Source organism: Bradyrhizobium sp. JR4.3 (genome assembly GCF_040547695.1).
Lineage (GTDB): Bacteria > Pseudomonadota > Alphaproteobacteria > Rhizobiales > Xanthobacteraceae > Bradyrhizobium > Bradyrhizobium canariense.
On record NZ_JBEPQF010000006.1, the window covers coordinates 68,964 to 91,980 of the forward strand.

Here is a 23,017-nt window from a genome sequence, read left to right on the forward strand (position 1 = left end):
TCGGGCATGTCTGCAAGCATCTCGTTACGAGCCCGTACCTGCGCTCATGATCGGCTTGCGACGGGGCCGGCGCTTCTCGTCCGCTACCGCAGAACTCTCGGGCTGGAGCGGCGGAGAATCATCCGACATCGGTGCCAGCGCGCTCATCACGCGCTCGGGCGGCAAGGTGACGATCACTTCGGTGCCGATGCGCAGCTTCGACTTCAGCGTGAACGTACCGCCATGCAGGTCGATCAGATTCTTGGCGATCGGCAGGCCGAGGCCGGCGCCCTGTTCGGCCGACTTGATCGAATTGGAGCCTTGGCCGAACGAGGCCAGCACGACCGGGATCTCGTCCTCGGGGATTCCGGAGCCGGTATCCTTCACCGAGAGATATTGTCCGCCTGAGGCCGTCCAGCCCGCTTTGAGCCAGATCTCGCCGCCTTGCGGAGTGAATTTGATCGAGTTGGAGAGCAGGTTGAGCACGACCTGGCGGATCGCGCGCTCGTCGGCCCAGAGCCGCGGCATTGCCTGCTCGAACACCTCGTGGATGGTGATGCCACGGCTCGAGGCGCGCAGCTTCATCAAATGATGGCAGTCGGCGACGATGCCGACCAGCGAGACCGCTTCCTCGTTGAGCTCGTAGCGGCCAGCCTCGATCCGCGACAGATCGAGGATCTCGTTGATGAGGTTGAGCAGGTGGACGCCGGAATTGTGGATGTCGGCCGAGTACTCCTTGTAGACCGGCACGGCATGCGCGCCGAAAATCTCGCTCTTCATCACCTCGGAGAAGCCGAGGATCGCATTGAGCGGCGTCCGCAGTTCGTGGCTCATCTGCGCCAGAAAGCGCGACTTGGCGACATTGGCGGATTCGGCGCGGTGGCGCGCCTCGTCCGAGATCGCCTTGGCCTGTTCGAGCTCGCCGATCAGCGCGTCCTTCTCGGCGCGCGCCTCGAGCGTGGCGAAGGTCGAAGAGTGCAGACGGTGGGCCAGCAGCACGAAATAGCCTTCAGCGGCGAGGGCGAGCGCGGCCAAGATGTAATTGTCCAGCGAGCCGGTCATCACGAAGCTCAGCGCCATCGCGACCGCGACCGGTGCGGTGGCGGCGAGGGCGGCGATCGGCAGATTGGCGGCCAGCATGCTCGATACTGCGATCACCAGCAGCATCAGGAACATCATCAGCGATTCCGTGATCATGTCGAGCACGGGATGGATCAGGATCGCCATCCAGCAAAGGCCATAGAGCAGGTCGAGGACGACGAAGCGTGTCTGCCATGCGCGCGTTCCCGCGGGCGAGGCGGGCTCGGCCAGGAAGCGATGGCAGCTGCGGATCATCGCGGCATGGATGCAAAGCATGCCGGCGGTCCAGGCCGCGGCCGGGATCGGCTGCATCCACAGCCCAAACAGCACGCCCGTCGCGACCACAAGCAGCATCACGACATAGGAGGCCGACAGCCGGGTCTGGGCGTAATGGCGCAGCATCTCGGCGTCGAAAGCCGGCCGGGTTCCACTGGTCGACGTTAACTTGTCGCGCGCCTCGCGCACCCGCTGTGCCGCAGCCCGGCGATGGCTCGCCGACGGCACGCTCACCGGCTCGGCCGGAAGCTGCACAACCTCGGGCTTTTCAGCGGGTTTACTCATCGCACAACAACAATTCCTGCCCGCGCGGGACGGGCCTTCTGCATTGTCTATCTCTGGCAAGAAATCCTTAAGAGGTGACTTAAGGAGCTAAAGAATTACGTTAACCCGGCGTTAATTTTGGATCCGGCGTCAGCCGCTCAATGCAGCGCGGCGTGCTGTGCGATGTACACCACTGCTCCCGCCAGATAGCCGGCGAGCGCCGGGAGGGCGATGCGACGGGCGTACCAGAGGAACTCGATGCGCTCGAGCCCCATGGCGGCGACGCCCGCGGCCGAGCCGATGATCAGGATCGAACCGCCGGTGCCGGCGCAATAGGCGATGAACTCCCAGAGGAAGCTGTCGGGTGGATAATGCGCCAGGTCGTACATTCCCATCGTCGCGGCGACCAGCGGCACGTTGTCGATGACTGCGCTGAGCAGCCCGAGCACGATCACGATGATGTCCTGTCGGCCGATCGCGGTGTCCAGCCATTTGGCCAGCATGGAGAGCAGGCCGGCATGTTCGAGGCAGGCGACCGCGAGCAAGATGCCGAGGAAGAACACGATCGAGCCCATGTCGATCCGCGTCAGCGCATTCGCCAGCGTGAGCGGACCGCGGACGTGCTCATCCTTATTGCGATGAACGATCTCGCCGACCAACCACACGATGCCAAGCCCGAGCAGGACGCCCATGAACGGCGGCAGGTGCGTGACCGTCTTGAAGGCGGGCACCGCAATCAGCACGCCGAGTCCGAGATAGAACATCACGTTCCGCTCGAACGGATCGACGCCCTGCAATCCGTCCTCTTTCGGCGGCGGTGCGATGGTCTTGCCCTTGAGCGAAAAGCTGATGAATGCGAGCGGCACCAGCAGGTTCAGCAGCGAGGGCAGGAACACCCCGCCCATGATTTTTAGGGGCGAAATCTGTCCGCCGATCCACAGCATGGTCGTGGTGACGTCGCCGATCACGGTCCATGCACCACCGGCATTTGCGGCGATGACGATGAGTGAGGCGAACAGCAAGCGGTCGTCGCGCTTGGCGATCAACCGCTGGATCAGCGAGACCATGACGATGGTGGTGGTCAGATTGTCGAGGATTGCGCTGAGGAAGAAGGTCACGAAGCCAATCAGCCATATCAGACGGACCTGACTGGTCGTGCTGATGCGGGAGGTGATGACCTCGAAACCGTCATGGGCGTCGATGACCTCGACGATGGTCATCGCGCCAACCAGGAAGAACACGATCTGCGCGGTGGCGGCGACGGACTCGTCAAGCTGACGGCCGACCAGCGTGTGGTCGCCGGTCGCGAGCGCGTAGATTGTCCAGAGCACGCCCGCGCCGAGTAGCGCAGACGCGCTCTTGTTCACCCCGATCGGATGCTCAAGCGCGATCGCCGCATAGGCGAGGACGAAGATTGCGGCGAGTGCGATCAGCAAGGCAGGATCACTTCGTCAGGTGTCAGCGATTAAGGCGCGCGAGCAGGCTCGACGTATCCCAGCGCTTGCCGCCCATCTTCTCGACCTCGGCGTAGAACTGGTCGACCAGCGCGGTCACGGGCAGGTTGGCGCCGTTGCGGCGGGCTTCAGCCAGTGAGATCGAGAGATCCTTGCGCATCCATTCGACCGCGAAGCCGAAATCGTACTTGTCCTCGTTCATGGTCTTGTAGCGGTTCTCCATCTGCCAGGACTGCGCGGCGCCCTTTGAGATGGTTTCGATCACGGCGGCGACGTCGAGGCCACTCTTCTTGGCGAAGTGAATACCCTCGGAGAGGCCCTGGACGAGGCCGGCGATGCAGATCTGGTTGACCATTTTGGTCAGCTGGCCGGAGCCGGCGGGCCCCAGCAATTTGCACATCCGCGCATAGGCGCCCGTGATGATCGGCTCGGCACCCGCATAGGCGTCCTGCGTGCCGCCGCACATCACCGTCAGCACGCCGTTCTCGGCGCCGGCCTGGCCGCCGGACACGGGTGCGTCGATGAACTTGAAGCCGGCCTTGGTCGCGGCAGCATCAAGCTCACGCGCGACCTCGGCGGAAGCGGTGGTGTGGTCGACGAAGGTCGCACCCTTCTTCATGCCGGCAAACGCGCCGTGGGCACCGATCGTGACCGCGCGCAGATCGTTGTCGTTGCCGACGCAGCACATCACGAAATCCTGGCCCTCGGCCGCGGCCTTCGGGGTCGCCGCGGTCTTGCCGCCGATCTTGTCCGCCCACTCCTTCGCCTTGGCCGCGGTGCGGTTATAGACGGTGACCTCATGGCCCCCTTTTTTCACGAGGTGTCCGGCCATGGGGAAGCCCATCACGCCGAGACCGAGGAAAGCGACTTTAGCCATCTGTGGTACCTTGTCCGTAGTTTGGGTTTTACGGTTCTTGCCGGGCGAGGGGCGCCCGGTTCCGCCATTGCGGCAGATCGGCCGCACCATAAACCCTTGAGGCCGGAGGGCAACGGCTTCGTTTGGCCCCTGCCTGTGCTAGGATGGCGGACTTAAGGACTTCAAAAAATTGGAGCGAAGGCATGGGCGGCGTAAGCGTGGGCGTGCTCGATCATTTCAACATCCGGACCCGGAATCTGGCCGAGACCGTCCGCTTCTACGAGGACGTGCTGGGCCTGGAAAAAGGCCCCCGGCCGAATTTCGCCTTCCCCGGCGCCTGGATGTACAGCGAGGGTAAACCGGTGGTGCACCTGGTCGATATTTCTCCGACTGCCGAGCCACAAAAGCCGGATTCCGGCGTTGTCCACCACGTCGCCTTCGCCAGCCGCGGCTTTGACGGCATGAAACAGCGGCTGGCCTCAAAGGGGATGAAGTTCGACTCCCGCCAGGTGCCCGGCGGCGAACTCTGGCAGATCTTCGTCCATGACCCGAACGGGGTCATGATCGAGCTGAACTACGAAGCGGCCCTGGAGCAGGGCGCCGCGCCCGCCGAGATGGCTGACGATATCGGCAGGCAGTAGCCTTTTGGGCGTTTCCGCTCTAATGGGGCATCTTGAATTCTAGGAGATGCGCTTTGAGCGTGACGCAGCAACAGGTTCTCGACAGCCTCGCCAGGATCAAGTCGCCCCGCGGGGTTGCGCTCACCAATGCCAATGTGCTGAGCGCGATCAGCGCGGCCGACGGCAAGGTGTTCTTCTCGATCAATGTCGATGCCGCCGAGGCGCGCGCCTGGGAATCCGTCCGAGCCGAGGCCGAGGCCGCTGTGCGCGCCATTCCCGGCGTCACCACCGTCATGGTGGCGTTGACCGCCGAGCGCAAGGCCGGCGCGGCACCACCACCGCCGCCAACTCCCAGCCGCGGCGCGCCGGGCGTGCAGCCGGTCCATGCCCACAAGCCGCCGCCGCAGGGCGGCGCCCAATCGCCGATGGCGCGGCAGTCCGAGATTCCGGGCGTCGCGGCCGTGATCGCGGTTGCCTCGGGCAAGGGCGGCGTCGGCAAGTCCACCACTGCTCTCAATCTTGCGCTGGGCCTGCGCGATCTGGGCCTCAAGGTCGGGCTGCTCGATGCCGACATCTACGGCCCCTCGGTGCCGCGGCTGACGGGCCTGCATGAGAAGCCGGAGCTGGATGGCGACCGCAAGATGATTCCGCTCAGGCGCTTTGGCCTGGCCATCATGTCGATCGGCTTCCTGGTGGAGGAAGAGACGGCGATGATCTGGCGCGGGCCGATGGTGATGTCGGCGGTGACGCAGATGTTGCGCGACGTCGCATGGGGCCAGCTCGACGTTCTCGTCGTCGACATGCCGCCAGGGACCGGCGATGCCCAGCTCACGCTGGCGCAGAACGTCCCTTTGAAAGGCGCCGTGATCGTCTCGACCCCGCAGGACCTGTCGCTGATCGACGCAAGGCGGGGGCTTGCGATGTTCAAGAAGGTCAACGTGCCCGTACTCGGCATCGTCGAGAACATGAGCTATTTCCAGTGCCCGCAATGCGGCACCAAATCCGACATTTTCGGCCATGGCGGCGCGCGTCACGAGGCCGAGAAGCTCGGGGTACCGTTCCTGGGCGAGATCCCCCTGCACATGGCGATTCGCGCCACCTCGGATGCGGGCACGCCCGTGGTCGACAGCGAGCCGGACGGTCCTCATGCGGCGATCTACCGCGCCATCGCGGGACAGGTTCGGGACCAGCTCAAGGGCGTCATCGCCGCCGCCTGAGCGGACCCAGTCAATCCCTTCAAACCAATACCCTGGGGACATGCGACTTTCGTAGAGCCCTGTCATGCCAATGTCGCGTTTCGAAAGCAGGGCTTCCGTGTTAAAGGCCCACGGCAGTCAAGCCCCTTCGGTTCGACGCGGCCCAAGAACGCGTCGCCGGAATGAGCGGCAGCAAAGAGGAAGTTAGGGGAAACGCCCCAACAAGGAGAGACTGAAGATGAAGCGTCGTGATTTTCTGAAAGTGTCGGCAGCCGGCGCGGCGGCGACCGCCGCGGTGGCCTCGCCGGCAATCGCGCAGTCCTCGCCCGAGATCAAGTGGCGCCTGACATCGAGCTTCCCGAAGTCGCTCGACACCATCTATGGCGGTGCCGAGCAGATGGCGAAGTACGTCGCCGAGATGACTGACAACAAGTTTCAGATCCAGGTCTTCCAGGCGGGTGAAATCGTCCCGGGCCTGCAGGCGCTGGATGCGACCCAGAAGGGCACCGTCGAGATGTGCCACACGGTGTCGTATTACTACGTCGGCAAGGACCCGACCTTCGCGATCTTCGCGTCGGTGCCATTCGGTCTGAACGCACGCCAGCAGAATTCCTGGCTCTACCAGGGCGGCGGCAACGAGCTCGCCAACGAGTTCTTCAAGAAGTCGAACGTGATGGGTTTCCCCTGCGGCAACACCGGCACCCAGATGGGCGGCTGGTTCCGCAAGGAAATCAAGACCGTTGCCGACCTCTCGGGCCTCAAGATGCGCATCGGCGGCATTGCCGGCCAGGTGCTCCAGAAAGTCGGCGTGGTACCGCAGCAGCTCGCCGGCGGCGACATCTATCCGTCGCTGGAGAAGGGCACCATCGACGCGGCCGAGTGGGTCGGTCCCTACGATGACGAGAAGCTCGGCTTCGCCAAGGTCGCCAAGTACTACTACTACCCGGGTTTCTGGGAAGGTGGTCCGACCGTTCACGCCTTCGCCAACATCGACAAGTGGAACGAGCTGCCGAAGAACTACCAGGCGATCCTCACCAACGCGACCGTCAACACCAACACCTGGATGGCCGCGCGCTACGACATGGTGAACCCCGGCGCCCTGAAGCGTCTGGTCGCCGGCGGAACGCAGCTTCGCCCGTTCACCAATGAAGTTCTGGAAGCCTGTCTCAAGGCCACCAACGAATTGTGGGGCGAGATCTCGGCCAAGAATCCCGACTTCAAGAAGTCGATCGACGCCATGCAGGCCTACCGCTCCGACGAATATCTGTGGTGGCAGGTCGCCGAATACACCTACGACAGCTTCATGATCCGCTCGCGCACCCGCGGCTGATCTTCGAACAAGTCGCAAGACGACACGCCCGGTCTCGTTCGCGAGGCCGGGCTTTTCTTTGGGGCGACGCGGTCGGAATAGGCGAGGCCGATGCCGCCGAGCGGCGGTGTCGCCGGGGGACGGGCGGCGCCTCCAACAAAAAATCTGAAAAACAACCCCATGCACAGTAGACGAGGGTTGAGAGGACAAGGCGTTGCGAGTGCAGCCAACAGCTTGATGCGATGGAGCTAATTGGGAGGCAGGCCCGAGCATCGCGCGGTCGATGGCAACTTTGCATTTTGGGAGCGAAAGCGGGAGGCGCACCAAGCGCGTGCTTCAGCGAGACCGTTTGACTCGTCGGGCAAAACAGTGGCATAAAGGCATTATCGCAAAATCCGAAATGAGCGCCTCGGCGGCTGGCCTGGGTTGACGATGAGCTTCGATCCCGATGAGGTTCAAAGCGCGCTGCGCAAGGCCTGGTCGTCGTCGACATCAAGCCAATGGACGGTAGACAATCCAGCCGCAGGGCAATGCAACGTCACCGCGTTACTGATTCACGAACTGTTCGGCGGCAAGCTGCTGAAGACGCCGCTGCCGGCCGGCGACCATTTCTACAATCGGATCGGAGGCGAGAGGTACGACTTCACGGCGAGCCAGTTCGATCGGCCGATCGCCTACATGGACGTGCTGACGGATCGGGCCGACGCAGAGCTGGGTGCAGCACACGATCAGTTGGCGGAACTTAGGGCCGCTTTCCGGGTGCACTGTCCGCACTCGGACTAGGGTGTGTCTTCATAAACGTCGGCTTGCCAACGCAAAGCGGACATTAGGGGGTGGACCTGAAACAACGTAGCGCCCACCTGCGATCAAAGCGCTCAGTTGAGCTTAAGCTCTTGGAGGGTCATATGAGGACGCGTTCTTTCGCGGCAGTAGGTATCCTGGCAGGTATGATGCTGTCGTCGGCCGCGAACGCAGCTGAGTTGAGGGTGCTGGCCGGCGGTGCCATGACAGCGGTGTGGTCGGTTCTAAAGCCGAACTTCGAGCAAACTTCAGGCCACAAGCTTGACGTCTTCTTCGGCACCACACCGAACCTGATCAAGGAAGCGACGTCCGGCAAGCCGTTCGATGTCGGCGTCGTGCCGGTCGAGGTAATGAGGGACGCCGCCGCGCGATCACACTTCGCAGCCGGGCCGACGCTGGACATAGCTCGCGTTGGCCTCGGTGTCGCGGTTCGCGACGGTGCGCCGAAGCCCAACATCTCCACGCCCGACGCGTTTAAAGCTGCCTTGCTTAACGCGGAATCGGTCGCCTCGATTCCGGAAAGCGCAACCGGCTATTCAATCGCGAAGGTATTCGAGCGTCTCGACATCACCGAGCCGATGAAAGCCAAGATGAAAGCGCAGCCGACCCCCGCACAGGTCGTCGCTGTAGTCGCCAACGGAGAGGCTGAACTAGCGCTATTCCTGATGAACGTCTTGACGGCACCGGGTTTGGATGTGGTTGGACCTTTCCCCGCTGACTTGCAGCAGGATGTCGTATTCACGGCCGCGCTCGGTGCGGGCACAAAGGAAGCGGCAGCCGCGAAGGCGCTCCTCGATTACCTGAAAACGCCGGACGCCGTATCGGTGATCAAGGGCAAAGGTATGACGCCGGGGTAACAATCAGCCGTTTCGTCACGCAACGACGTTCTGATCAACAGCGGATGCTTTAAAAAGCGGGCCGCTGGCGCATGTCGGCTGACGCCAACGTCCTAGCATCGCCGAAGGACCGCTTTTCAGGAGCATCGTACGAAGCAGGTCAGGGCCAAATAGGTGACATTCGACTTTCCTCGCGCTCGTCAGGCGCCGGAAGTCTCTCGCGACTGCTGTACGCCCGGACCTTCACTCCCATGGGTCAACACGGCCTCGGCAGCAGCTTCGTCGATGGCCGCCATTACCTGAGCGGTTGCGGAATGATGAATCATGTGTCCCGCGCCGTCGATCCGGCGCAATTTGCTCTGCTTGATCTCGCCATGCAGCCTGACCGACTGCTTGATATCGATCATACGATCGCCCTGGCCCGCGATAATGATCGTGGGCATCTTGAGTTCTGCATAAGTCTTCGAACCCGAGAATGCGGCAGGGATCAACATCGTCGCTTCAGCGGCTGTGGCCCGCATCTGTGATGGGCGGAGCGCCATTTCTTTCGGAAAGCCCGTGAACTTGTTCGGGACCGGCCGGGGCCCAAACAACTTGCGCAACGTCGCGGGCCACATCATCCGACCGGCTAGCGGCGAAATCGTGGAGCTGATGAGGTCCCCGAGCACCGGTAGGGCGGACAGCACTGACGCGGCGCTGTCCGAGCGGGGAGTCGGGAAATAATAGCCCGAGGCCAGCACGAGAGCCTGCACGAACGAAGGATGTCTTGTCGCCAGCGCAACCGCAACCGCAACCGACGCTCCCCACGAATGGCCAAGGACGATCGCTTGAGAGACGCCGAGCTGATCGAGCGCCTTCTTGAACAGGTCCGCCTGGGCATCCGGAGTCCAGACGACGTGCCTCGGCCGCGAGCTATGCCCAAAACCGGGGCGATCGAACACCATAACCCTGTAGTTCTCGGCTGCGAGATCGATCAATCCACTCGAGTCGAAATCCTGGACCAGGCTGCCATTGCCGTGAAACAAAACCAGCGGCTTGCCCCTGCCGCGTTCCAAATAGTGCAGGCGAACCCCCTCGACATCGATGAACCGACCCTGCGGAGGATTATCGCGTTGCGCTTTGTTCGCGAGCCGCCGATTTACGATTGCGGTAGCCGCAATGAGGGTACCTGCGGCAGCAAACGCGGCGACGCCCGGACGTCGCGTGATGGCGGTCAAGCAATCGGATAGAAGGGAGCTGGAACGTGTTCGTCGTGCAAGGCGCATGTGCATTACCTTAGGTGGTCTGCACGACGCCCCATCAAATGAGAAATGTTGCAGCTGAGTTGAACGGTTCGCCGGGGTGTTCGTTCCTTGGCAGGATCGATGCGGCGCCGGCGGCGGGGCCCAAGGGGGCAAACGTCCGCGCCATCCGCGACCTCATCCGCAGGTGCCCTGATTGGCTTACAGGAACCTGACGGAAGGGAGCGGCGCCCCGCCGGGAAGTGCTTTTTCGCTGGCCGAGATGCCCCGGATGGTGGAAGACAGCGAAGATGCGGCGCGAGCCGTGCGGTGATACCGGAACATCCCGCGGGAAAATGCGATGCGCCTTCTGATCGTCGAGGACAATGCCGAGCTGTCACGGCTCGTTGCCGGCGGGCTGTCGACGGCCGGCTATGAGAGCGACATCGTCGGCAGCGCCGCCGAGGCGCGCGAAGCCGTGAGCAGTGTCAGCTATGCCGCGATGATCCTGGACCTCGGACTACCCGACGGCGATGGCCTGTCGGTGCTGCGCGAGCTGCGCCGGCAGATGGAGCCCTTGCCGGTGCTGGTGCTGACCGCGCGCGGCGGCTTGCAGGACCGCGTCAGCGGACTGCGCAGCGGCGCCGACGACTATCTCGCCAAACCGTTCGCGATGGAGGAACTGGTGGCGCGGCTGGAGGCGATCCTGCGCCGTCCGGGCCAGTTGCTCGGCCGCTCGCTGCGCCTCGCCAACCTCGTCTATGACACCGAAAGCCGTCAGATCTTCGTCGACGACCAGCCGCGCATCATCTCCGCGCGCGAGACCTCGGTGCTTGAGATCCTGCTGCGCCGGCAGGGCAGGGTGGTGCCGAAGAAGAACGTCGAGGACCACATCTTCGGTCTCGACGGCGAAGTCGCCTCCAATGCGGTCGAGGTCTACGTCTCGCGGTTGCGCAAGCAGCTCGCCGAGCACGGCGCCAAGGTCGTGATCCACACCATCCGTGGCGTCGGCTATCTCATGGCCGAGGAGAAATAGCGTGGCCCGGATCGGATCTCACGCCGGATTCCGGGCCGGAATCCATGCGAGGTCGCCAACGTTCAAATCGCTGATCTGGCGCATCGTGTTCCTGCACATCGTGGCGGTCGCGGTGGTCGCGATCTTCCTGCCGCTGGTGCTGTTCTGGCTGCTCAATTCCGAGATCGACCAGTTGCATCGCGATGCCATGCGCGCGCAGGCCGAGGTGTTGGCCGAGCGCATCGTCGCCCAGCCCGACGGGCTGTTGACGTTCAACCTGCCGGACAGTCTCAAGGGCCTTTATTCGGAAGCCTATGGCCGCTACCAGTACGACATTCGCGATGCCGAGGGGAATCTCCTGTTCTCGTCGCGGCGCAAGACCGGCACTGCCACGGCCGCGCCTCCGCCGCTCTCCGAAACGATTTCCGGCGCCGGCGTCACTCGCATCATCGACGGCAAGGTGATGCGCATTCGCGTCGCGGAGGACCTCGCGCACCGCGACGTCATCATCGATGACATTGTCTCGAACTTCTTCCGGCGGGTCGGGTGGATCACGATTCCAATCCTGCTGGTCCTGCTCGCCATCGACATCATCATCTTTCGCCGCGCCGTCGCGCCGCTGTGGAAGGCCTCCGAGGAGGCAAGCAATATCGGCCCGGCGCGCACCGACATCCGCCTGCCGACGGAGCAGATTCCGCGCGAGATCATGCCGCTCGTCACCGCCGTCAACCAGGCGCTCGACCGCCTCGAGGACGGCTTTCGGGTGCAGCGGCAGTTCACCGCCGACGCCGCGCACCAATTGCGTACGCCGCTCGCGATATTGCGCACGCGCATCGAGACGCTCGGCGACGGCGCCGCAAGGCAGGCGCTGCATGCCGACATCGAGGGCATGAGCCGCATCGTCGCGCAGCTGCTGGAGATCGCCGAGCTCGACACGCTGGTGCTCGATCCCGGCGAGACCGCGGATTTGCGCGCGGTCTGCGCCGAGGTGGTCGGTTCGATCGCGCCGCTCGCGATCGCGCAGCACAAGGATATCGCGCTTAGGGGCAGCGAGGCGCCGGTGCTGATCCACGGCAATTCGGTGATGCTCCAGCGCGCGATCTTCAACCTTGCCGAAAACGCCATCAAGTTCACGGCAAAGGATACGTCGGTCGATGTCGATGTGAGCGAGAACGGTGCGGTGCGCGTGCGCGATTGCGGACCGGGAATTGCGGAAGCCGAGCGTGAATTGATCTTCCACCGCTTCTGGCGCGCCGACCGCCAGCGCAGCGACGGCGCCGGCCTCGGGCTCTCGATCGTGCGCGCGGTGGCGGATGATCACGCGGCGACGGTCGCGGTGGAGAATCTTCCGGGCGGCGGCGCGCAGTTCACGCTGCGGTTCAGGCTGGCGGAGAAGCGGGGCGACGTTGATTTGAACGCAGTGCGGCACTGACGCTGCACCCTCGCCCCTTGTGGGAGAGGGTGGCTCGCCGCGACAGCGGCGAGCCGGGTGAGGGGTCTCTCTCCGCGAGTCCGACTGCGAGTTGAATGCGCGGAGGCAACCCCTCATCCGGCGCTTCGCGCCACCTTCTCCCACAAGGGGAGAAGGAAGAGAGCGCTATTTCAGCTTGCCGGTGGACAGATCCATGATCATGCGCGTGGTCAGATAAAGGCGCGGCACGATGCTGTCGAGTTTGACATATTCGGCGTCGTTGGAATGCGCGCCGAAACCCGACAGGCCCATGCCTTCGACCACGGCTCCGCTGGTCTTCAGCGCGGCAAACGCGGCATCGGTGCCGCCGCCGGTCGCCTTCTCGTCGACCTTGAGGGGCAGTCCGATCTCCCCATAGATGGTCTTGCCGTGGGCCGCGACGCGGCGCGAGGCGTCGTTGGCCTCCAGCGGCGGGCGACGCACCTCGAATTTGAGCGCGACCTTGGAGTCGGGCAGCAGGTGATTTTTGATCTTCTCCTGAAGTGTTTTCTCCAGCTCGCCGAAATCGGCAACCTTGAGTGCGCGCGCATCGGCCTGGGCCGTGGCCTCCGCGGGGATGACGTTGCGGTTGGTACCGGCCTTGGAGACCGTCCAGTTTAGTTTCAGGCCCTGCTCCGGTTTGGACAGGTCCTTCATCTGCAGCAGCTGGTGCGAGAGTTCGTACAGCGCATTGACGCCGCCCTCGGGCGGCGAGCCTGCATGCGACGACTTGCCCTGCACCGTGAGATAGGCCGAGCCGATGCCGCTGGTGGCCAGCCGCAGCGTGCCGTCGGTGCCGCCGCCTTCAAACGAGAACACCACATCCTGATCCGCGGCGAAGCTGGTGATGGTGCTGCGCCAACCGGGCGATGAGATCTCCTCGTCGCCATTGGTGAGCACCGTCAGCGTGCCGTAATCCCGGAAGCTCAGCTTCTGCAGCAACGCTACGGTGTGAAGAATGAGCGCGACGCCCTGCTTGTCGTCGGCAATGCCGAGGCCGTAGGCCTTGTCGCCGTCGATGCGGAACGGTTGATCCTTCAGCATGCCCTTCAGGTACACGGTGTCCATGTGGGCGATCAGCATGATCTTCTTGCTGCCTGTGCCCTTGAATACGGCGTGTACGGCCGGGCCGATCTTCTCGGGTGTGTCGTCGAGGCGATAGACGTCGGTGGGCTGCAGGATCTCCACCGTGCCGCCGAGCTGCTTGAGCTGGCCGGCAACGCGCTCGGCGATCTGATTCAAGCCTTCGACATCCTTGCTGCCGGATTCGATGCTGACGAGATCGCGCAGCGTGTCGAGCAGCGGCTGCTGCTCCTTTTGCGCCAGCGCATGGACGTCGGCCACGACATTCGCACTGGGCTCCGCATGCGCCGGCATTGCCGCACATGCCAGCCAGAGCGACGCGATCAACGGAGCAACGAGCGATGGAGCAGGGTGGGATCGAGACATTCGTGGCGGCCCTAGGTTGGGGGGATGGCGCGGTATGCCCGTGTTTCCGGCGCTTGTCACGCGCCCGGGGCACCCGGCATGCCCGGCCGAGGCGGACGTGATGGGAAGGGCCAGGGCGCCGGCCGCCTAAGCCTAAAGTCGTAGGATCGGATGGCGTGGGAGCTGAGCATTTTTGTCCCTCACATCGTGAGGGATGGAAATCGGACGACACTTGTTCCATGCTGGCCCCCAAGCCTCGGCAAGAAGGCCCACCGTCACAATCCATCAGGGTAGGAAATCATGAAAAGACGAGATTTTATCAAGGTCACCGGGCTTGGTGCGGCGGGTGTCGCCACGCTCGCCGCTCCAGCGATCGCGCAGACGACGCCCGAGATCAAATGGCGCATGCCGACGAGCTGGCCGAAATCACTCGATACGCTCTATGGCGGCGCCGAGATGATGGCCAAGATGGTCGCGGAAGCGACCGACAACAAATTTCAGATTCAGACATTTGCCGGCGGCGAGATCGTGCCGGGCCTTCAGGTGCTCGATGCCGTGCAGAACGGCACCTGCGAAATCGGCCACACCGCGTCCTACTATTATTTCGGTAAGGACCCGACCTTTACTTTCGGCTCGGCTGTGCCGTTCGGACCGAACATGCGCATCAACCAGGCCTGGTACATGCTGGGCGGCGGCAGGGACATCCTCAACGAGTTCTACAAGAAGTACAACGTCGTCTCGCTGCTTGCTGGCAACACCGGCTGTCAGATGGGCGGCTGGTTTCGTAAGGAGGTCAAGACGCCTCAGGACTTCAACGGGTTGAAATTCCGCATCGGCGGCTTCGCCGGAAAAGTGATGGCCAAGCTCGGCGCGGTGCCACAGCAGATCGCCGGTGGCGACATTTATCCTGCGCTGGAGAAGGGCACCATCGACGCCGCCGAATGGGTCGGCCCCTATGACGACGAGAAGCTCGGCTTCGTCAAGGTCGCGCCGCATTATTACTTCCCGGGCTGGTGGGAAGGCGGGCCCATGCTGCTCGCCTTCGTCAACCAGGACAAATGGAACGCGCTGCCGAAGCACTATCAGAGCATCCTCGAGCAGGCGGGACACTACGCCAACAACTGGATGATGGCGAAGTATGACCAGTCCAATCCGCCGGCGTTGCGACGCTTGCTCGCGGCCGGCGCCAAGCTGCATCCGTTCTCGCCGGAGGTCATGCAAGCCTGCTTCAAGGCGGCAAAGGAGCTGCACACCGAAGTCTCGGCCAGCAACGCGGACTTCAAGAAGGTTTACGAATCGCTGACCGCGTTCTCGAACAACGGATATCAGTGGTTCCAGGTTGCCGAAGTCGGCTATGACAACTTCATGGCGCGCAACTCGCAGAGCTGATCGCAGAGCGCACGATCGGCCCAGACAAAAAACCCGGAGCGCAAGCTCCGGGTTCTTTTTTGCGGGTGGGCCGGGCGCTATTGCTTCGGCTGGCCGAAGTCGAGCGGCGGCAGATCGATCTGGGGAATCTCGATCTTGATGCTGTTGGGATCGACGGTGGACTGCACGCCCTTGTAGTGCATCACCATCGACGGGAACATGATCACCAGAAGCACCATGATCATCTGGATGACGACGAACGGCACCGCACCCCAATAGATCTGTCCCGTCGTGACCGGCTCCATGCGCTTGCCGGTCACGCGATCGGTATAACGTTCCTTCGGCGCGACCGAGCGCAAATAGAACAGCGCAAATCCGAACGGCGGATGCATGAACGACGTCTGCATGTTGACGCCGAGGATGACGCCGAACCAGATCAGGTCGATGCCGAGATGCTCGGCCGCGGGCCCGAGCAGCGGGATCACGATGAAGGCAAGCTCGAAGAAATCGAGGAAGAACGCCAGCACGAACACGAAGGCGTTGACGAAGATCAGGAACCCGATCTGGCCGCCGGGCAGGGAGGTCAGCAGGTGCTCGACCCAGACGTGACCGCTGACGCCGTAGAAAGTGAGCGAGAACACGCGCGCGCCGACCAGGATGAAGACGACGAACGCGGACAGCTTCGCCGTCGATTCGGTGGCCTGACGGATCAGGTCCCATGTCAGTCGCCGCTTCGCGGCTCCGAGAATGAGGGCGCCGGCTGCACCCATGGCGCCGCCTTCGGTGGGCGTCGCGACACCGATGAAGATCGTGCCCAGCACCAGGAAGATCAGGAACAGCGGCGGCACCATGACGAAGGTGGTCTGTTGCGCCATCTTCGAGAGGAAACGGAAGCCCGTCAGCTTGTCGATGGCCCAGTTCGCGATGGCGACGAAGAACGCGAAGAGGATGCCGAAGAACATGCTGAGCACGACGAAGTCGGCGCCGTGTGTCTCCGAATTCCGCATCATGAACCAGCCGAACACACAGCTCGCCAGGAACAGCACGCCGAGCGACTTCAGGCCGCGGTCGCCGCTCTCCTCGCGGAAGCCGATCGCTTCTTTGGGAAGACCCGGCGCCGCCTTCGGGAAAATCATGGTGACGAGGAACGCGTAACCCGCATAGAGGCCGGCGAGCACCAGGCCCGGAATGAACGCGCCCTCATACATGTCGCCGACCGACTTGCCGAGCTGGTCGGCCATCACGATCAGGACGAGCGAGGGCGGAATGATCTGCGCCAGCGTGCCGGAGGCCGCGATGATGCCGGTCGCCACGCGGCGGTCGTAGCCGTAACGCAGCATGATCGGCAGCGAGATCAGGCCCATCGAGATCACCGACGCCGCCACGACGCCGGTGGTCGCCGCAAGCAGCGCGCCGACGAACACCACCGCGTAGGCGAGGCCGCCGCGGATGGTGCCGAACAACTGACCGATGGTGTCGAGCAGATCCTCGGCCATGCCGGAGCGCTCGAGCACCAGTCCCATGAAGGTGAAGAAGGGAATGGCGAGCAGCGTGTCGTTGTTCATGACCCCGTAGACGCGCTCCGGCAGCGCCTGGAGAAAGTCCGGGTGGAATTGCCCGAGTTGAACGCCGATGATGGCGAAGAACAGGCCGACGGCGCCGAGCGAAAATGCCGCCGGGTAGCCGAGCAGCAGCACGACGACGAGCGTCGCGAACATGATAGGCGCCAGATTGGCGATAATAAACGCGGTCATGACTTCCCCCTAAACCGTCGCCAACGGCTACTTTTTTTCGATCGCTTCGACGAGGTGCTCGACCTCGGCCTCCAGTGCGGACACCTGCGACTCGTGTGGGTCCGGGATCATGCCGCGCATGATCGCAATTCGCTTGATCAGTTCGGAAATGCCTTGAACGAGCAGGAGGGCGAAGCCGATCATGATCAGCGCTTTTGCCGGCCATTGCGGCAGGCCGCCCGCATTGCCGGATTGCTCGTTGATCTGGAGCGAGCGCAGGAAGAACGGTACCCCGGTGACGATCATGACAATGGTCAGCGGGATCAGGAAGAAGATGTGGCCGATGATGTCGATGATGTTGCGAACCCGCTTCGGCATCATGCTGTTGAAGATGTCGATCCGGATGTGCTCGTTATCGAGCAGCGTCCACGACGAGCACAGCAGGAATACGATGCTGAAAAGCACCCATTGCAGCTCGAGCCACGAGTTGGAGGACGTGTCCAACGTCTTCCGAATGATCGCATTCAGCGCCGAGATGACGACGGCGAGCAGGATCAGCCAAGCCAGACGCTTGCCCGTCCAACGTGTGAACGCGTCAATTCCATTGCTCAGCTTCAGGAGCGCTTGCAAGATTGGTCCTCCCCGATTTGCCCCGGCCGTCTTGACTGCGCCGAGTGGCGCGTTGGCTTGTCTCGCCGCGCAGGCATGAGGCAGCCGCACCAAACCAGCGAGTTTGCCGCCAGTCAATCGGAAGTTTGTTGATAGTTAAGGGGAATAAGCCGCGGCCGGCCCGCCGATGCTAGCCGCCGGTGACGCTCATGTGCCTGGAGACGCTGGGGCGGTCGTGGCGGCGGTCGATGATGAAATCGTGGCCCTTGGGCTTCAGCCCAATGGCGCGGTCGATCGCATCCGCAAGCAGCGAATCGTCGTCCGATGCACGCAGAGGTTTGCGCAAATCGGAGGCATCCTCGTGGCCGAGGCAGGTGTGCAACGTTCCCGTGCAGGTGACGCGCACGCGGTTGCAGGATTCGCAGAAATTATGAGTCATCGGGGTGATGAAGCCGAGCTTGCCGCCGGTCTCGGCGACGCTGACATAGCGCGCCGGCCCGCCGGTGCTCTCGGCCAGATCGGTCAGCGTGAACTGCTGGGCGAGGCGCGCGCGCACCAGCGACAGCGGCAGGTATTGGTCGATTCGTCCGGATCCGATCTCGCCCATCGGCATGACCTCGATCAGCGTCAGCCCCATGCCCTTGCCGTGGGCCCAGCGCATCAGGTCGGGAAGCTCGTCCTCGTTGAGGTTCTTCAGCGCAACGGCATTGATCTTGACCGCGAGGCCCGCAGCGCGTGCCGCCTCGATACCTTCCAGCACTTTGTCGATCTCGCCCCACCGGGTGATCTCGCGAAACTTTTGTGGGTCGAGCGTGTCGAGCGAGACGTTGATGCGGCGGACGCCGCAATCGGCGAGTTCGCTCGCGTATTTCGCAAGCTGGGTGCCGTTGGTGGTCAGCGTCAGCTCGCCCAGCGCACCGCTCTCGAGATGCCGCGACAGCGAGCGCACCAATGTCATCACGTTGCGGCGGACCAGCGGTTCGCCGCCGGTGAGCCGCAGCTTCTTCACGCCCTTGGCAATGAAGGCCGAGCAGAGCCGGTCGAGTTCCTCCAGCGTCAGCAGGTCCGCCTTGGGCAGGAACGTCATGTCTTCCGACATGCAGTAGAAGCAGCGCAGGTCGCAGCGGTCGGTGACGGAGACGCGCAAATACGAAATGGTCCGTCCGAACGGATCGGTCATCGCGCTCGACAGCGCGGCGCGGGGGCTCGCGGAAAGTCCGTTCATACCAAATGCCTTGTCACTTGCGGCAACGCGAGCAGTTTTGCTTCAGCGGTGTCCTGGAAGCAATCTAAGCATCGAACGCGTCAGAGACAATTGGGGCGTTAGCGGAGGTCAGCGCTTGCCCGTGTTCGGATCGGGGAACGGCGAGCCCGCAGCCGGTGCGGCAGCAGCAGCCGGGGCGGTGGCGGGCGCCGCCGGTTTCGGCTTCTTCGGCCGGTGCGGCTTGCGGACCGGTTTCGGCGGAACGGCCGGCTGGAGCTCCGCGAAAACCGGGTTGGGGTCGGTGGTGACCGAGGCGGGCGTCGTGAAGTCGCCGGGGTTCTTGATGACGTTCACCGGCACGCTTACCGGCTGGTATTTCGGCAGCGCGAAAGCGACCGTGAAGGGGACGTCGGGGGCGGGAACCGATACGGAGCAGGGGGTCTTGCAGCCCTGTCCGAGCGAGGTCGTGGCGTCAGCACCCGCAGGATTGGATTCGAGCCGGACCTGGACGGTCGGCGGGGCCGATTTGAACATGTTCCAGGAAGTTGAAGACATCGAGGAGCAGCCGGCAAGGCTCGTTGCCCCGAGGACGCTCACTCCAGCTAATGCAAACGAGATGACACGACGCATGACATTCACCTAGTGCGGCGAACCGCCACACCCCGGACAAACTTAGGAGTGTCGTTCCGAGCGAGCAACCGGCGGGCCTCGCATAGTTAATAGATGGTTAACGCGGGATTTCTGCGGAATAATCAAGCTATCTCAGCTATTTGAGATCTGCCTGCGCAGTCATCAGGCTGCTGGCGGCTGCCGGCAGGTCGCGCATGTGATGGATCAGCCGGTCCGGCTTCAGCTCGGCGATCGGGACGTCCGTATAGCCGAAGCTGACCCCGATCACGGGAACTCCGGCGCGCCGGGCCACGCCGACATCGGGTCCGGCGTCGCCGACCATGATGCTGGCTTTGACCTCGCCGCCGGCCCGCGCCACCGTTTCGCGGAAAATGGTCGGATCGGGCTTTTGGACGCCAAAAGTGTCGGCGCCGCAGATCGCGGCGAAGCGTCGGCTCAGGTCGAGCTGGTCCAGCAGGCGCTTCGACAGCCATTCCAGCTTGTTGGTGCAGACCGCGAGACGATGGCCCTGGGCCGCAAAATGGTCGAGTGCGGCCTCCAGTCCCTCGAAGGGCCGGGATTCGACGGCGATATTGTCAGCGTAATAAGCGATGAAATCGGCCGTCATCCGGTCCATGTCGGCAACCGTGACGCTGCGGCCCTCGGCCTCCAGCCCCCGCTCGATCAGCTTGCGGGCGCCGGCGCCGATCATGTTGCGGGCCGAGGCCATCGGCACGGGCGGCAGCCCTTCGCGGTCGAGCACGTAATTGAGCGCGGTGATCAGGTCGGGCGCCGTATCCACAAGCGTGCCGTCGAGATCGAAGACGATGGTGTGGGGGGAGGTCATGGTCCAGCGCTACCGGCCCGGCCCCGCCCGCGCAAGGGCGGAAGCCATAAGATCACCTTATAAGGTGGGGCGGGAGGCCTGTTCCCCAGACCCTGTTCTCCGAGGGAAAACGAGGCTACACAGGCCGCCGCGAGCCTATAAGGCACGACACTCGTAATTCAGGGACGGCGCAAACGTGAATATGGACCAGTTGAAGCGGCAGGCTGCGGCGCGCGCCCTCGAGGACGTCCGTGACGGCATGCAGCTCGGGCTCGGCACCGGCTCGACCGCAAAACATTTCGTCGAGCTGCTCGGCGAGCGGGTCCGCGCTGGACTCAAAGTGATCGGCGTGCCGACCTCCGAGGCGACGCGCCTCGATGCAATCCGCTGCGGCGTGCCGCTGACCACGCTGGACGAGATCGACCATCTCGACATCACCGTCGACGGCGCCGACGAGATCGATCCCGAACTCAATCTGATCAAGGGCGGCGGCGGCGCGCTGTTGCGCGAGAAAATCGTGGCGGCCGCCTCGGATCGCATGATCGTGATTGCCGACGACACCAAATGGGTCCCGACACTTGGCCGCTTTCCGCTGCCGGTCGAAGTCATCCCGTTCGGGCTCGGCGCAACGCGGCGCGCGATCGAGAAGGCGTTTGCGGAATGCGGCGTTTCCGGGCAGATGGCGGTCCGCAACGGCAAGGACGGCCACGTTTTCGTCACCGATGGCGGCCACTGGATCGTCGATGCCCAGCTCGAAAAGATTGAGGATCCCGCCCGCCTTGCCACGGCGTTGAGCGCGATCCCCGGCGTCGTCGAGCATGGTTTGTTCATCGGCTTGGCCAGCTCGGCTGTTTTGGCGGGTGGCGAAGGAATTCGCGTGATTGAACGGCGAAAGCCGAAAGGAGACTAGGAATGAAGAGCGTTTTGAAATTGTTGCCGGTCGCGACTCTCGCTGTGGGACTGGCCCTCTCGGTCACCCCGGCCGGGGCCCAGCAGGCCGCGGCGCCGAAATCGTCGCCGGCCGCCGTCGCGGCCGCCAAGGAGATCCTGGCGATCAAGAACGCCAGTGCGATGTACGCCAACGCGGTGCCCGGCCTGGTCGAGAAGACCAAGATCGCGCTGATCCAGCAGAACCTGAACTACCAGAAGGACCTCACCGAGGTCGCCCAGATCGTCGCCCAGCAGCTCAAAGGCCGCGAGAGCGAAATCGGCGATGGCATGGCGCAGGTCTATGCCAGCGAGTTCACCGAGCAGGAGTTGAAGGATCTCGTCACCTTCTACAAGTCGCCGCTGGGCAAGAAGCTGATCGAGGCCGAGCCGCGCGCGATCGGGCTGAGCATGGCCTTCATGAACTCCTGGGCCCAGAACTTCTCCGAGACCGTGATGGGCAACTTCCGCGCCGAGATGCGCAAGCGTGGCAAGGAGATCTGACAGTTCCTATCTGATCAGAATCCGGATCATGTTCTGAAAGAGGTCGGAGTGGACAATGGCTGAATTCGACGTCGACCTCTTTGTCATCGGTGGCGGTTCGGGCGGCGTGCGTGCCGCCCGCATCGCGGCCGGCTACGGCGCCCGCGTCATGATCGCGGAAGAGTACCGCATGGGCGGGACCTGCGTGATCCGCGGCTGCGTACCGAAGAAGCTGTTCGTCATCGGCTCGCATTTCCGTCACGAGATCGAGGACGCCGCCGGCTTTGGCTGGACCGTTCCGCCTGCGACCTTCGACTGGCCGACGCTGATTGCCAACAAGGACAAGGAGATCGCGCGTCTGGAGGCGGCTTACACCGCCAATGTCGAGAAGTCAGGCGCGCAGATCGTCAAGAGCCGGGCGGTGATCGAGGACAAACACACGGTCCGCCTGCTCGAGAACGACCGGAAGATCACCGCAAAATACATTTTGATCGCCACCGGCGGCGCGCCCAATCACGGTGCTCCGATTCCCGGCATCGAGCACGTGATCTCCTCCAACGAGGCGTTTCACCTGACCAGGCTGCCGAAGCGGATCGTGATCCAGGGCGGCGGCTACATCGCGCTGGAGTTCGCCGGTATCTTCGCCGGCTTCGGCTCCGACGTCACAGTCATCTATCGCGGCGACAACATTCTTCGCGGGTTTGACGAGGATGTTCGCGCTCACGTCCGCGCCGAGATGGAGAAGCAGGGCATCACCATCCTCACCGGCTGCACGGTGACGAAGGTCGATCGGCACGGCGAGGAATTCACCACGCATCTGTCGAACGGATCGAGCCTTGCCTCCGACCAGGTGATGTTCGCGATCGGCCGCCATCCGGCGGTGGCCAATCTCGGCCTGGAGAAGGCCGGCGTCGCCATCAATCCGCGGAACGGCGGCATCGCCGTCGACCATTTCTCCAAGAGCTCGGTCGACAGCATCTATGCGATCGGCGACGTCACCCATCGCTTCAACCTGACGCCGGTCGCGATCCGCGAGGGCCATGCGTTCGCCGACACCGTGTTCGGCAAGCGCGAGGTGCAGGTGGATCACGCCAACATCCCGACGGCCGTGTTCTCGCAGCCGGAGGTCGGCACCGTCGGCCTCACCGAGACCGAGGCCCGCGCGCAATTCAGCCACGTCGACATTTACAAGACCACGTTCCGGCCCATCAAGGCGACGATGTCGGGCCGCGATACCCGCGTGCTGATGAAGCTCGTCGTCGACGGCGCCTCCGACCGCGTGCTAGGCTGTCACATCGTCGGCGATGCCGCGGCCGAGATCACTCAGGCGGTCGCGATTGCGGTGAAGATGAAGGCGACCAAGGCCGATTTCGATGCGACGATTGCGCTGCATCCGACCGCGGCCGAAGAGCTCGTCACCATGCGCACCCCGACCGCCCGCCACGTCCGCCAGGCGGCGGAGTAACCCCGGCGC

The 23,017-nt window shown here is 63.5% G+C and carries 21 protein-coding genes; 11 read left to right on the forward strand and 10 right to left on the reverse strand.

Annotated elements, in window-relative coordinates; genetic code table 11:
- Nucleotides 1-24 precede the first annotated feature (24 nt).
- From ABIB91_RS12275 to ABIB91_RS12285, 3 genes are all read right to left on the reverse strand, one after another.
- Entirely contained in the window at nucleotides 25-1,620 is a 1,596-nt protein-coding gene (locus ABIB91_RS12275) for a sensor histidine kinase (RefSeq protein WP_354161074.1), read from the reverse strand.
- 137 nt (nucleotides 1,621-1,757) lie between these two features.
- Nucleotides 1,758-3,035, reverse strand: coding sequence for a sodium:proton antiporter NhaD (nhaD, locus tag ABIB91_RS12280; protein WP_354161077.1), 1,278 nt, complete (start codon nucleotides 3,033-3,035; stop codon nucleotides 1,758-1,760).
- A 22-nt stretch (nucleotides 3,036-3,057) separates the two neighbouring features.
- Nucleotides 3,058-3,930: an NAD(P)-dependent oxidoreductase gene (locus tag ABIB91_RS12285; RefSeq protein ID WP_354161080.1), complete on the reverse strand. Its 873-nt coding sequence runs from the start codon at nucleotides 3,928-3,930 to the stop codon at nucleotides 3,058-3,060.
- Nucleotides 3,931-4,112: 182 nt separating this feature from the next.
- On the opposite strand from ABIB91_RS12285, the gene ABIB91_RS12290 reads away from it, so the two are divergent.
- From ABIB91_RS12290 to ABIB91_RS12310, 5 genes are all read left to right on the forward strand, one after another.
- Complete coding sequence (locus tag ABIB91_RS12290) at nucleotides 4,113-4,550, forward strand: VOC family protein (RefSeq protein WP_354161083.1); 438 nt, start codon at nucleotides 4,113-4,115, stop codon at nucleotides 4,548-4,550.
- Nucleotides 4,551-4,603: 53 nt separating this feature from the next.
- A complete protein-coding gene (locus ABIB91_RS12295; protein WP_354161086.1) occupies nucleotides 4,604-5,746 on the forward strand; it encodes an Mrp/NBP35 family ATP-binding protein in 1,143 nt (380 codons plus the stop codon).
- 217 nt (nucleotides 5,747-5,963) lie between these two features.
- Complete coding sequence (locus tag ABIB91_RS12300) at nucleotides 5,964-7,055, forward strand: TRAP transporter substrate-binding protein (RefSeq protein ID WP_007592593.1); 1,092 nt, start codon at nucleotides 5,964-5,966, stop codon at nucleotides 7,053-7,055.
- Between the two features lie 411 nt (nucleotides 7,056-7,466).
- A complete protein-coding gene (locus ABIB91_RS12305) occupies nucleotides 7,467-7,817 on the forward strand; it encodes a YunG family protein (RefSeq protein WP_354161090.1) in 351 nt (116 codons plus the stop codon).
- Nucleotides 7,818-7,939: 122 nt separating this feature from the next.
- On the forward strand, nucleotides 7,940-8,692 hold the full coding sequence (locus ABIB91_RS12310) for a molybdate ABC transporter substrate-binding protein (RefSeq protein ID WP_007592588.1): 753 nt from the start codon (nucleotides 7,940-7,942) through the stop codon (nucleotides 8,690-8,692).
- A 179-nt stretch (nucleotides 8,693-8,871) separates the two neighbouring features.
- Here ABIB91_RS12310 and ABIB91_RS12315 read toward each other — a convergent pair whose 3' ends face one another.
- Complete coding sequence (locus ABIB91_RS12315) at nucleotides 8,872-9,936, reverse strand: alpha/beta fold hydrolase (protein ID WP_354161096.1); 1,065 nt, start codon at nucleotides 9,934-9,936, stop codon at nucleotides 8,872-8,874.
- 316 nt (nucleotides 9,937-10,252) lie between these two features.
- Between ABIB91_RS12315 and ABIB91_RS12320 the strand changes: the two genes are divergently transcribed.
- Complete coding sequence (locus tag ABIB91_RS12320) at nucleotides 10,253-10,927, forward strand: response regulator (protein ID WP_354161099.1); 675 nt, start codon at nucleotides 10,253-10,255, stop codon at nucleotides 10,925-10,927.
- Between the two features lies 1 nt (nucleotide 10,928).
- A complete protein-coding gene (locus ABIB91_RS12325; protein WP_007592580.1) occupies nucleotides 10,929-12,338 on the forward strand; it encodes a sensor histidine kinase in 1,410 nt (469 codons plus the stop codon).
- Nucleotides 12,339-12,503: 165 nt separating this feature from the next.
- Here the strand turns inward: ABIB91_RS12325 and ABIB91_RS12330 are convergent, their stop codons facing one another.
- Nucleotides 12,504-13,805, reverse strand: coding sequence for a M20/M25/M40 family metallo-hydrolase (locus ABIB91_RS12330; protein ID WP_354161103.1), 1,302 nt, complete (start codon nucleotides 13,803-13,805; stop codon nucleotides 12,504-12,506).
- A 279-nt stretch (nucleotides 13,806-14,084) separates the two neighbouring features.
- Between ABIB91_RS12330 and ABIB91_RS12335 the strand changes: the two genes are divergently transcribed.
- Nucleotides 14,085-15,173 (forward strand): TRAP transporter substrate-binding protein, encoded by a 1,089-nt coding sequence (locus ABIB91_RS12335; protein WP_354161106.1) that lies wholly within the window; start codon nucleotides 14,085-14,087, stop codon nucleotides 15,171-15,173.
- A gap of 77 nt (nucleotides 15,174-15,250) precedes the next feature.
- Here the strand turns inward: ABIB91_RS12335 and ABIB91_RS12340 are convergent, their stop codons facing one another.
- The 5 genes from ABIB91_RS12340 to ABIB91_RS12360 all read right to left on the reverse strand — a co-directional run bounded on the left by ABIB91_RS12340 (nucleotide 15,251) and on the right by ABIB91_RS12360 (nucleotide 20,154).
- Nucleotides 15,251-16,906: a TRAP transporter large permease gene (locus ABIB91_RS12340; protein WP_354161109.1), complete on the reverse strand. Its 1,656-nt coding sequence runs from the start codon at nucleotides 16,904-16,906 to the stop codon at nucleotides 15,251-15,253.
- Between the two features lie 27 nt (nucleotides 16,907-16,933).
- Nucleotides 16,934-17,515: a TRAP transporter small permease subunit gene (locus tag ABIB91_RS12345; protein ID WP_354161112.1), complete on the reverse strand. Its 582-nt coding sequence runs from the start codon at nucleotides 17,513-17,515 to the stop codon at nucleotides 16,934-16,936.
- A gap of 169 nt (nucleotides 17,516-17,684) precedes the next feature.
- Complete coding sequence (gene moaA, locus ABIB91_RS12350) at nucleotides 17,685-18,719, reverse strand: GTP 3',8-cyclase MoaA (RefSeq protein WP_354161115.1); 1,035 nt, start codon at nucleotides 18,717-18,719, stop codon at nucleotides 17,685-17,687.
- Between the two features lie 108 nt (nucleotides 18,720-18,827).
- Nucleotides 18,828-19,328 (reverse strand): hypothetical protein, encoded by a 501-nt coding sequence (locus ABIB91_RS12355; RefSeq protein ID WP_354161118.1) that lies wholly within the window; start codon nucleotides 19,326-19,328, stop codon nucleotides 18,828-18,830.
- A 136-nt stretch (nucleotides 19,329-19,464) separates the two neighbouring features.
- Nucleotides 19,465-20,154, reverse strand: coding sequence for an HAD-IA family hydrolase (locus ABIB91_RS12360; RefSeq protein WP_354127838.1), 690 nt, complete (start codon nucleotides 20,152-20,154; stop codon nucleotides 19,465-19,467).
- A 175-nt stretch (nucleotides 20,155-20,329) separates the two neighbouring features.
- On the opposite strand from ABIB91_RS12360, the gene rpiA reads away from it, so the two are divergent.
- Genes rpiA through gor form a run of 3 tightly spaced genes read left to right on the forward strand, consistent with a single transcriptional unit; the run spans nucleotide 20,330 to nucleotide 23,008 of the window.
- The gene (gene rpiA / locus ABIB91_RS12365) at nucleotides 20,330-21,043 is read left to right on the forward strand and encodes a ribose-5-phosphate isomerase RpiA (protein ID WP_219682536.1); all 714 of its coding nucleotides are present in this window, start codon (nucleotides 20,330-20,332) and stop codon (nucleotides 21,041-21,043) included.
- A 2-nt stretch (nucleotides 21,044-21,045) separates the two neighbouring features.
- A complete protein-coding gene (locus ABIB91_RS12370) occupies nucleotides 21,046-21,564 on the forward strand; it encodes a DUF2059 domain-containing protein (RefSeq protein WP_354161122.1) in 519 nt (172 codons plus the stop codon).
- A 55-nt stretch (nucleotides 21,565-21,619) separates the two neighbouring features.
- A complete protein-coding gene (gene gor, locus ABIB91_RS12375; protein WP_354161125.1) occupies nucleotides 21,620-23,008 on the forward strand; it encodes a glutathione-disulfide reductase in 1,389 nt (462 codons plus the stop codon).
- Nucleotides 23,009-23,017 lie beyond the last annotated feature (9 nt).

Bases quoted from the DNA above. Each gene is read 5' to 3' on its own strand.
- ABIB91_RS12275 (WP_354161074.1), bottom strand. From the start codon at position 1,620: ATGAGTAAACCCGCTGAAAAGCCCGAGGTTGTGCAGCTTCCGGCCGAG.
- ABIB91_RS12285 (WP_354161080.1), bottom strand. From the start codon at position 3,930: ATGGCTAAAGTCGCTTTCCTCGGTCTCGGCGTGATGGGCTTCCCCATG.
- ABIB91_RS12290 (WP_354161083.1), top strand. From the start codon at position 4,113: ATGGGCGGCGTAAGCGTGGGCGTGCTCGATCATTTCAACATCCGGACC.
- ABIB91_RS12300 (WP_007592593.1), top strand. From the start codon at position 5,964: ATGAAGCGTCGTGATTTTCTGAAAGTGTCGGCAGCCGGCGCGGCGGCG.
- ABIB91_RS12305 (WP_354161090.1), top strand. From the start codon at position 7,467: ATGAGCTTCGATCCCGATGAGGTTCAAAGCGCGCTGCGCAAGGCCTGG.
- ABIB91_RS12310 (WP_007592588.1), top strand. From the start codon at position 7,940: ATGAGGACGCGTTCTTTCGCGGCAGTAGGTATCCTGGCAGGTATGATG.
- ABIB91_RS12315 (WP_354161096.1), bottom strand. From the start codon at position 9,936: ATGCGCCTTGCACGACGAACACGTTCCAGCTCCCTTCTATCCGATTGC.
- ABIB91_RS12320 (WP_354161099.1), top strand. From the start codon at position 10,253: ATGCGCCTTCTGATCGTCGAGGACAATGCCGAGCTGTCACGGCTCGTT.
- ABIB91_RS12330 (WP_354161103.1), bottom strand. From the start codon at position 13,805: ATGTCTCGATCCCACCCTGCTCCATCGCTCGTTGCTCCGTTGATCGCG.
- ABIB91_RS12335 (WP_354161106.1), top strand. From the start codon at position 14,085: ATGAAAAGACGAGATTTTATCAAGGTCACCGGGCTTGGTGCGGCGGGT.
- ABIB91_RS12340 (WP_354161109.1), bottom strand. From the start codon at position 16,906: ATGACCGCGTTTATTATCGCCAATCTGGCGCCTATCATGTTCGCGACG.
- moaA (WP_354161115.1), bottom strand. From the start codon at position 18,719: ATGAACGGACTTTCCGCGAGCCCCCGCGCCGCGCTGTCGAGCGCGATG.
- ABIB91_RS12355 (WP_354161118.1), bottom strand. From the start codon at position 19,328: ATGCGTCGTGTCATCTCGTTTGCATTAGCTGGAGTGAGCGTCCTCGGG.
- ABIB91_RS12360 (WP_354127838.1), bottom strand. From the start codon at position 20,154: ATGACCTCCCCCCACACCATCGTCTTCGATCTCGACGGCACGCTTGTG.
- ABIB91_RS12370 (WP_354161122.1), top strand. From the start codon at position 21,046: ATGAAGAGCGTTTTGAAATTGTTGCCGGTCGCGACTCTCGCTGTGGGA.
- gor (WP_354161125.1), top strand. From the start codon at position 21,620: ATGGCTGAATTCGACGTCGACCTCTTTGTCATCGGTGGCGGTTCGGGC.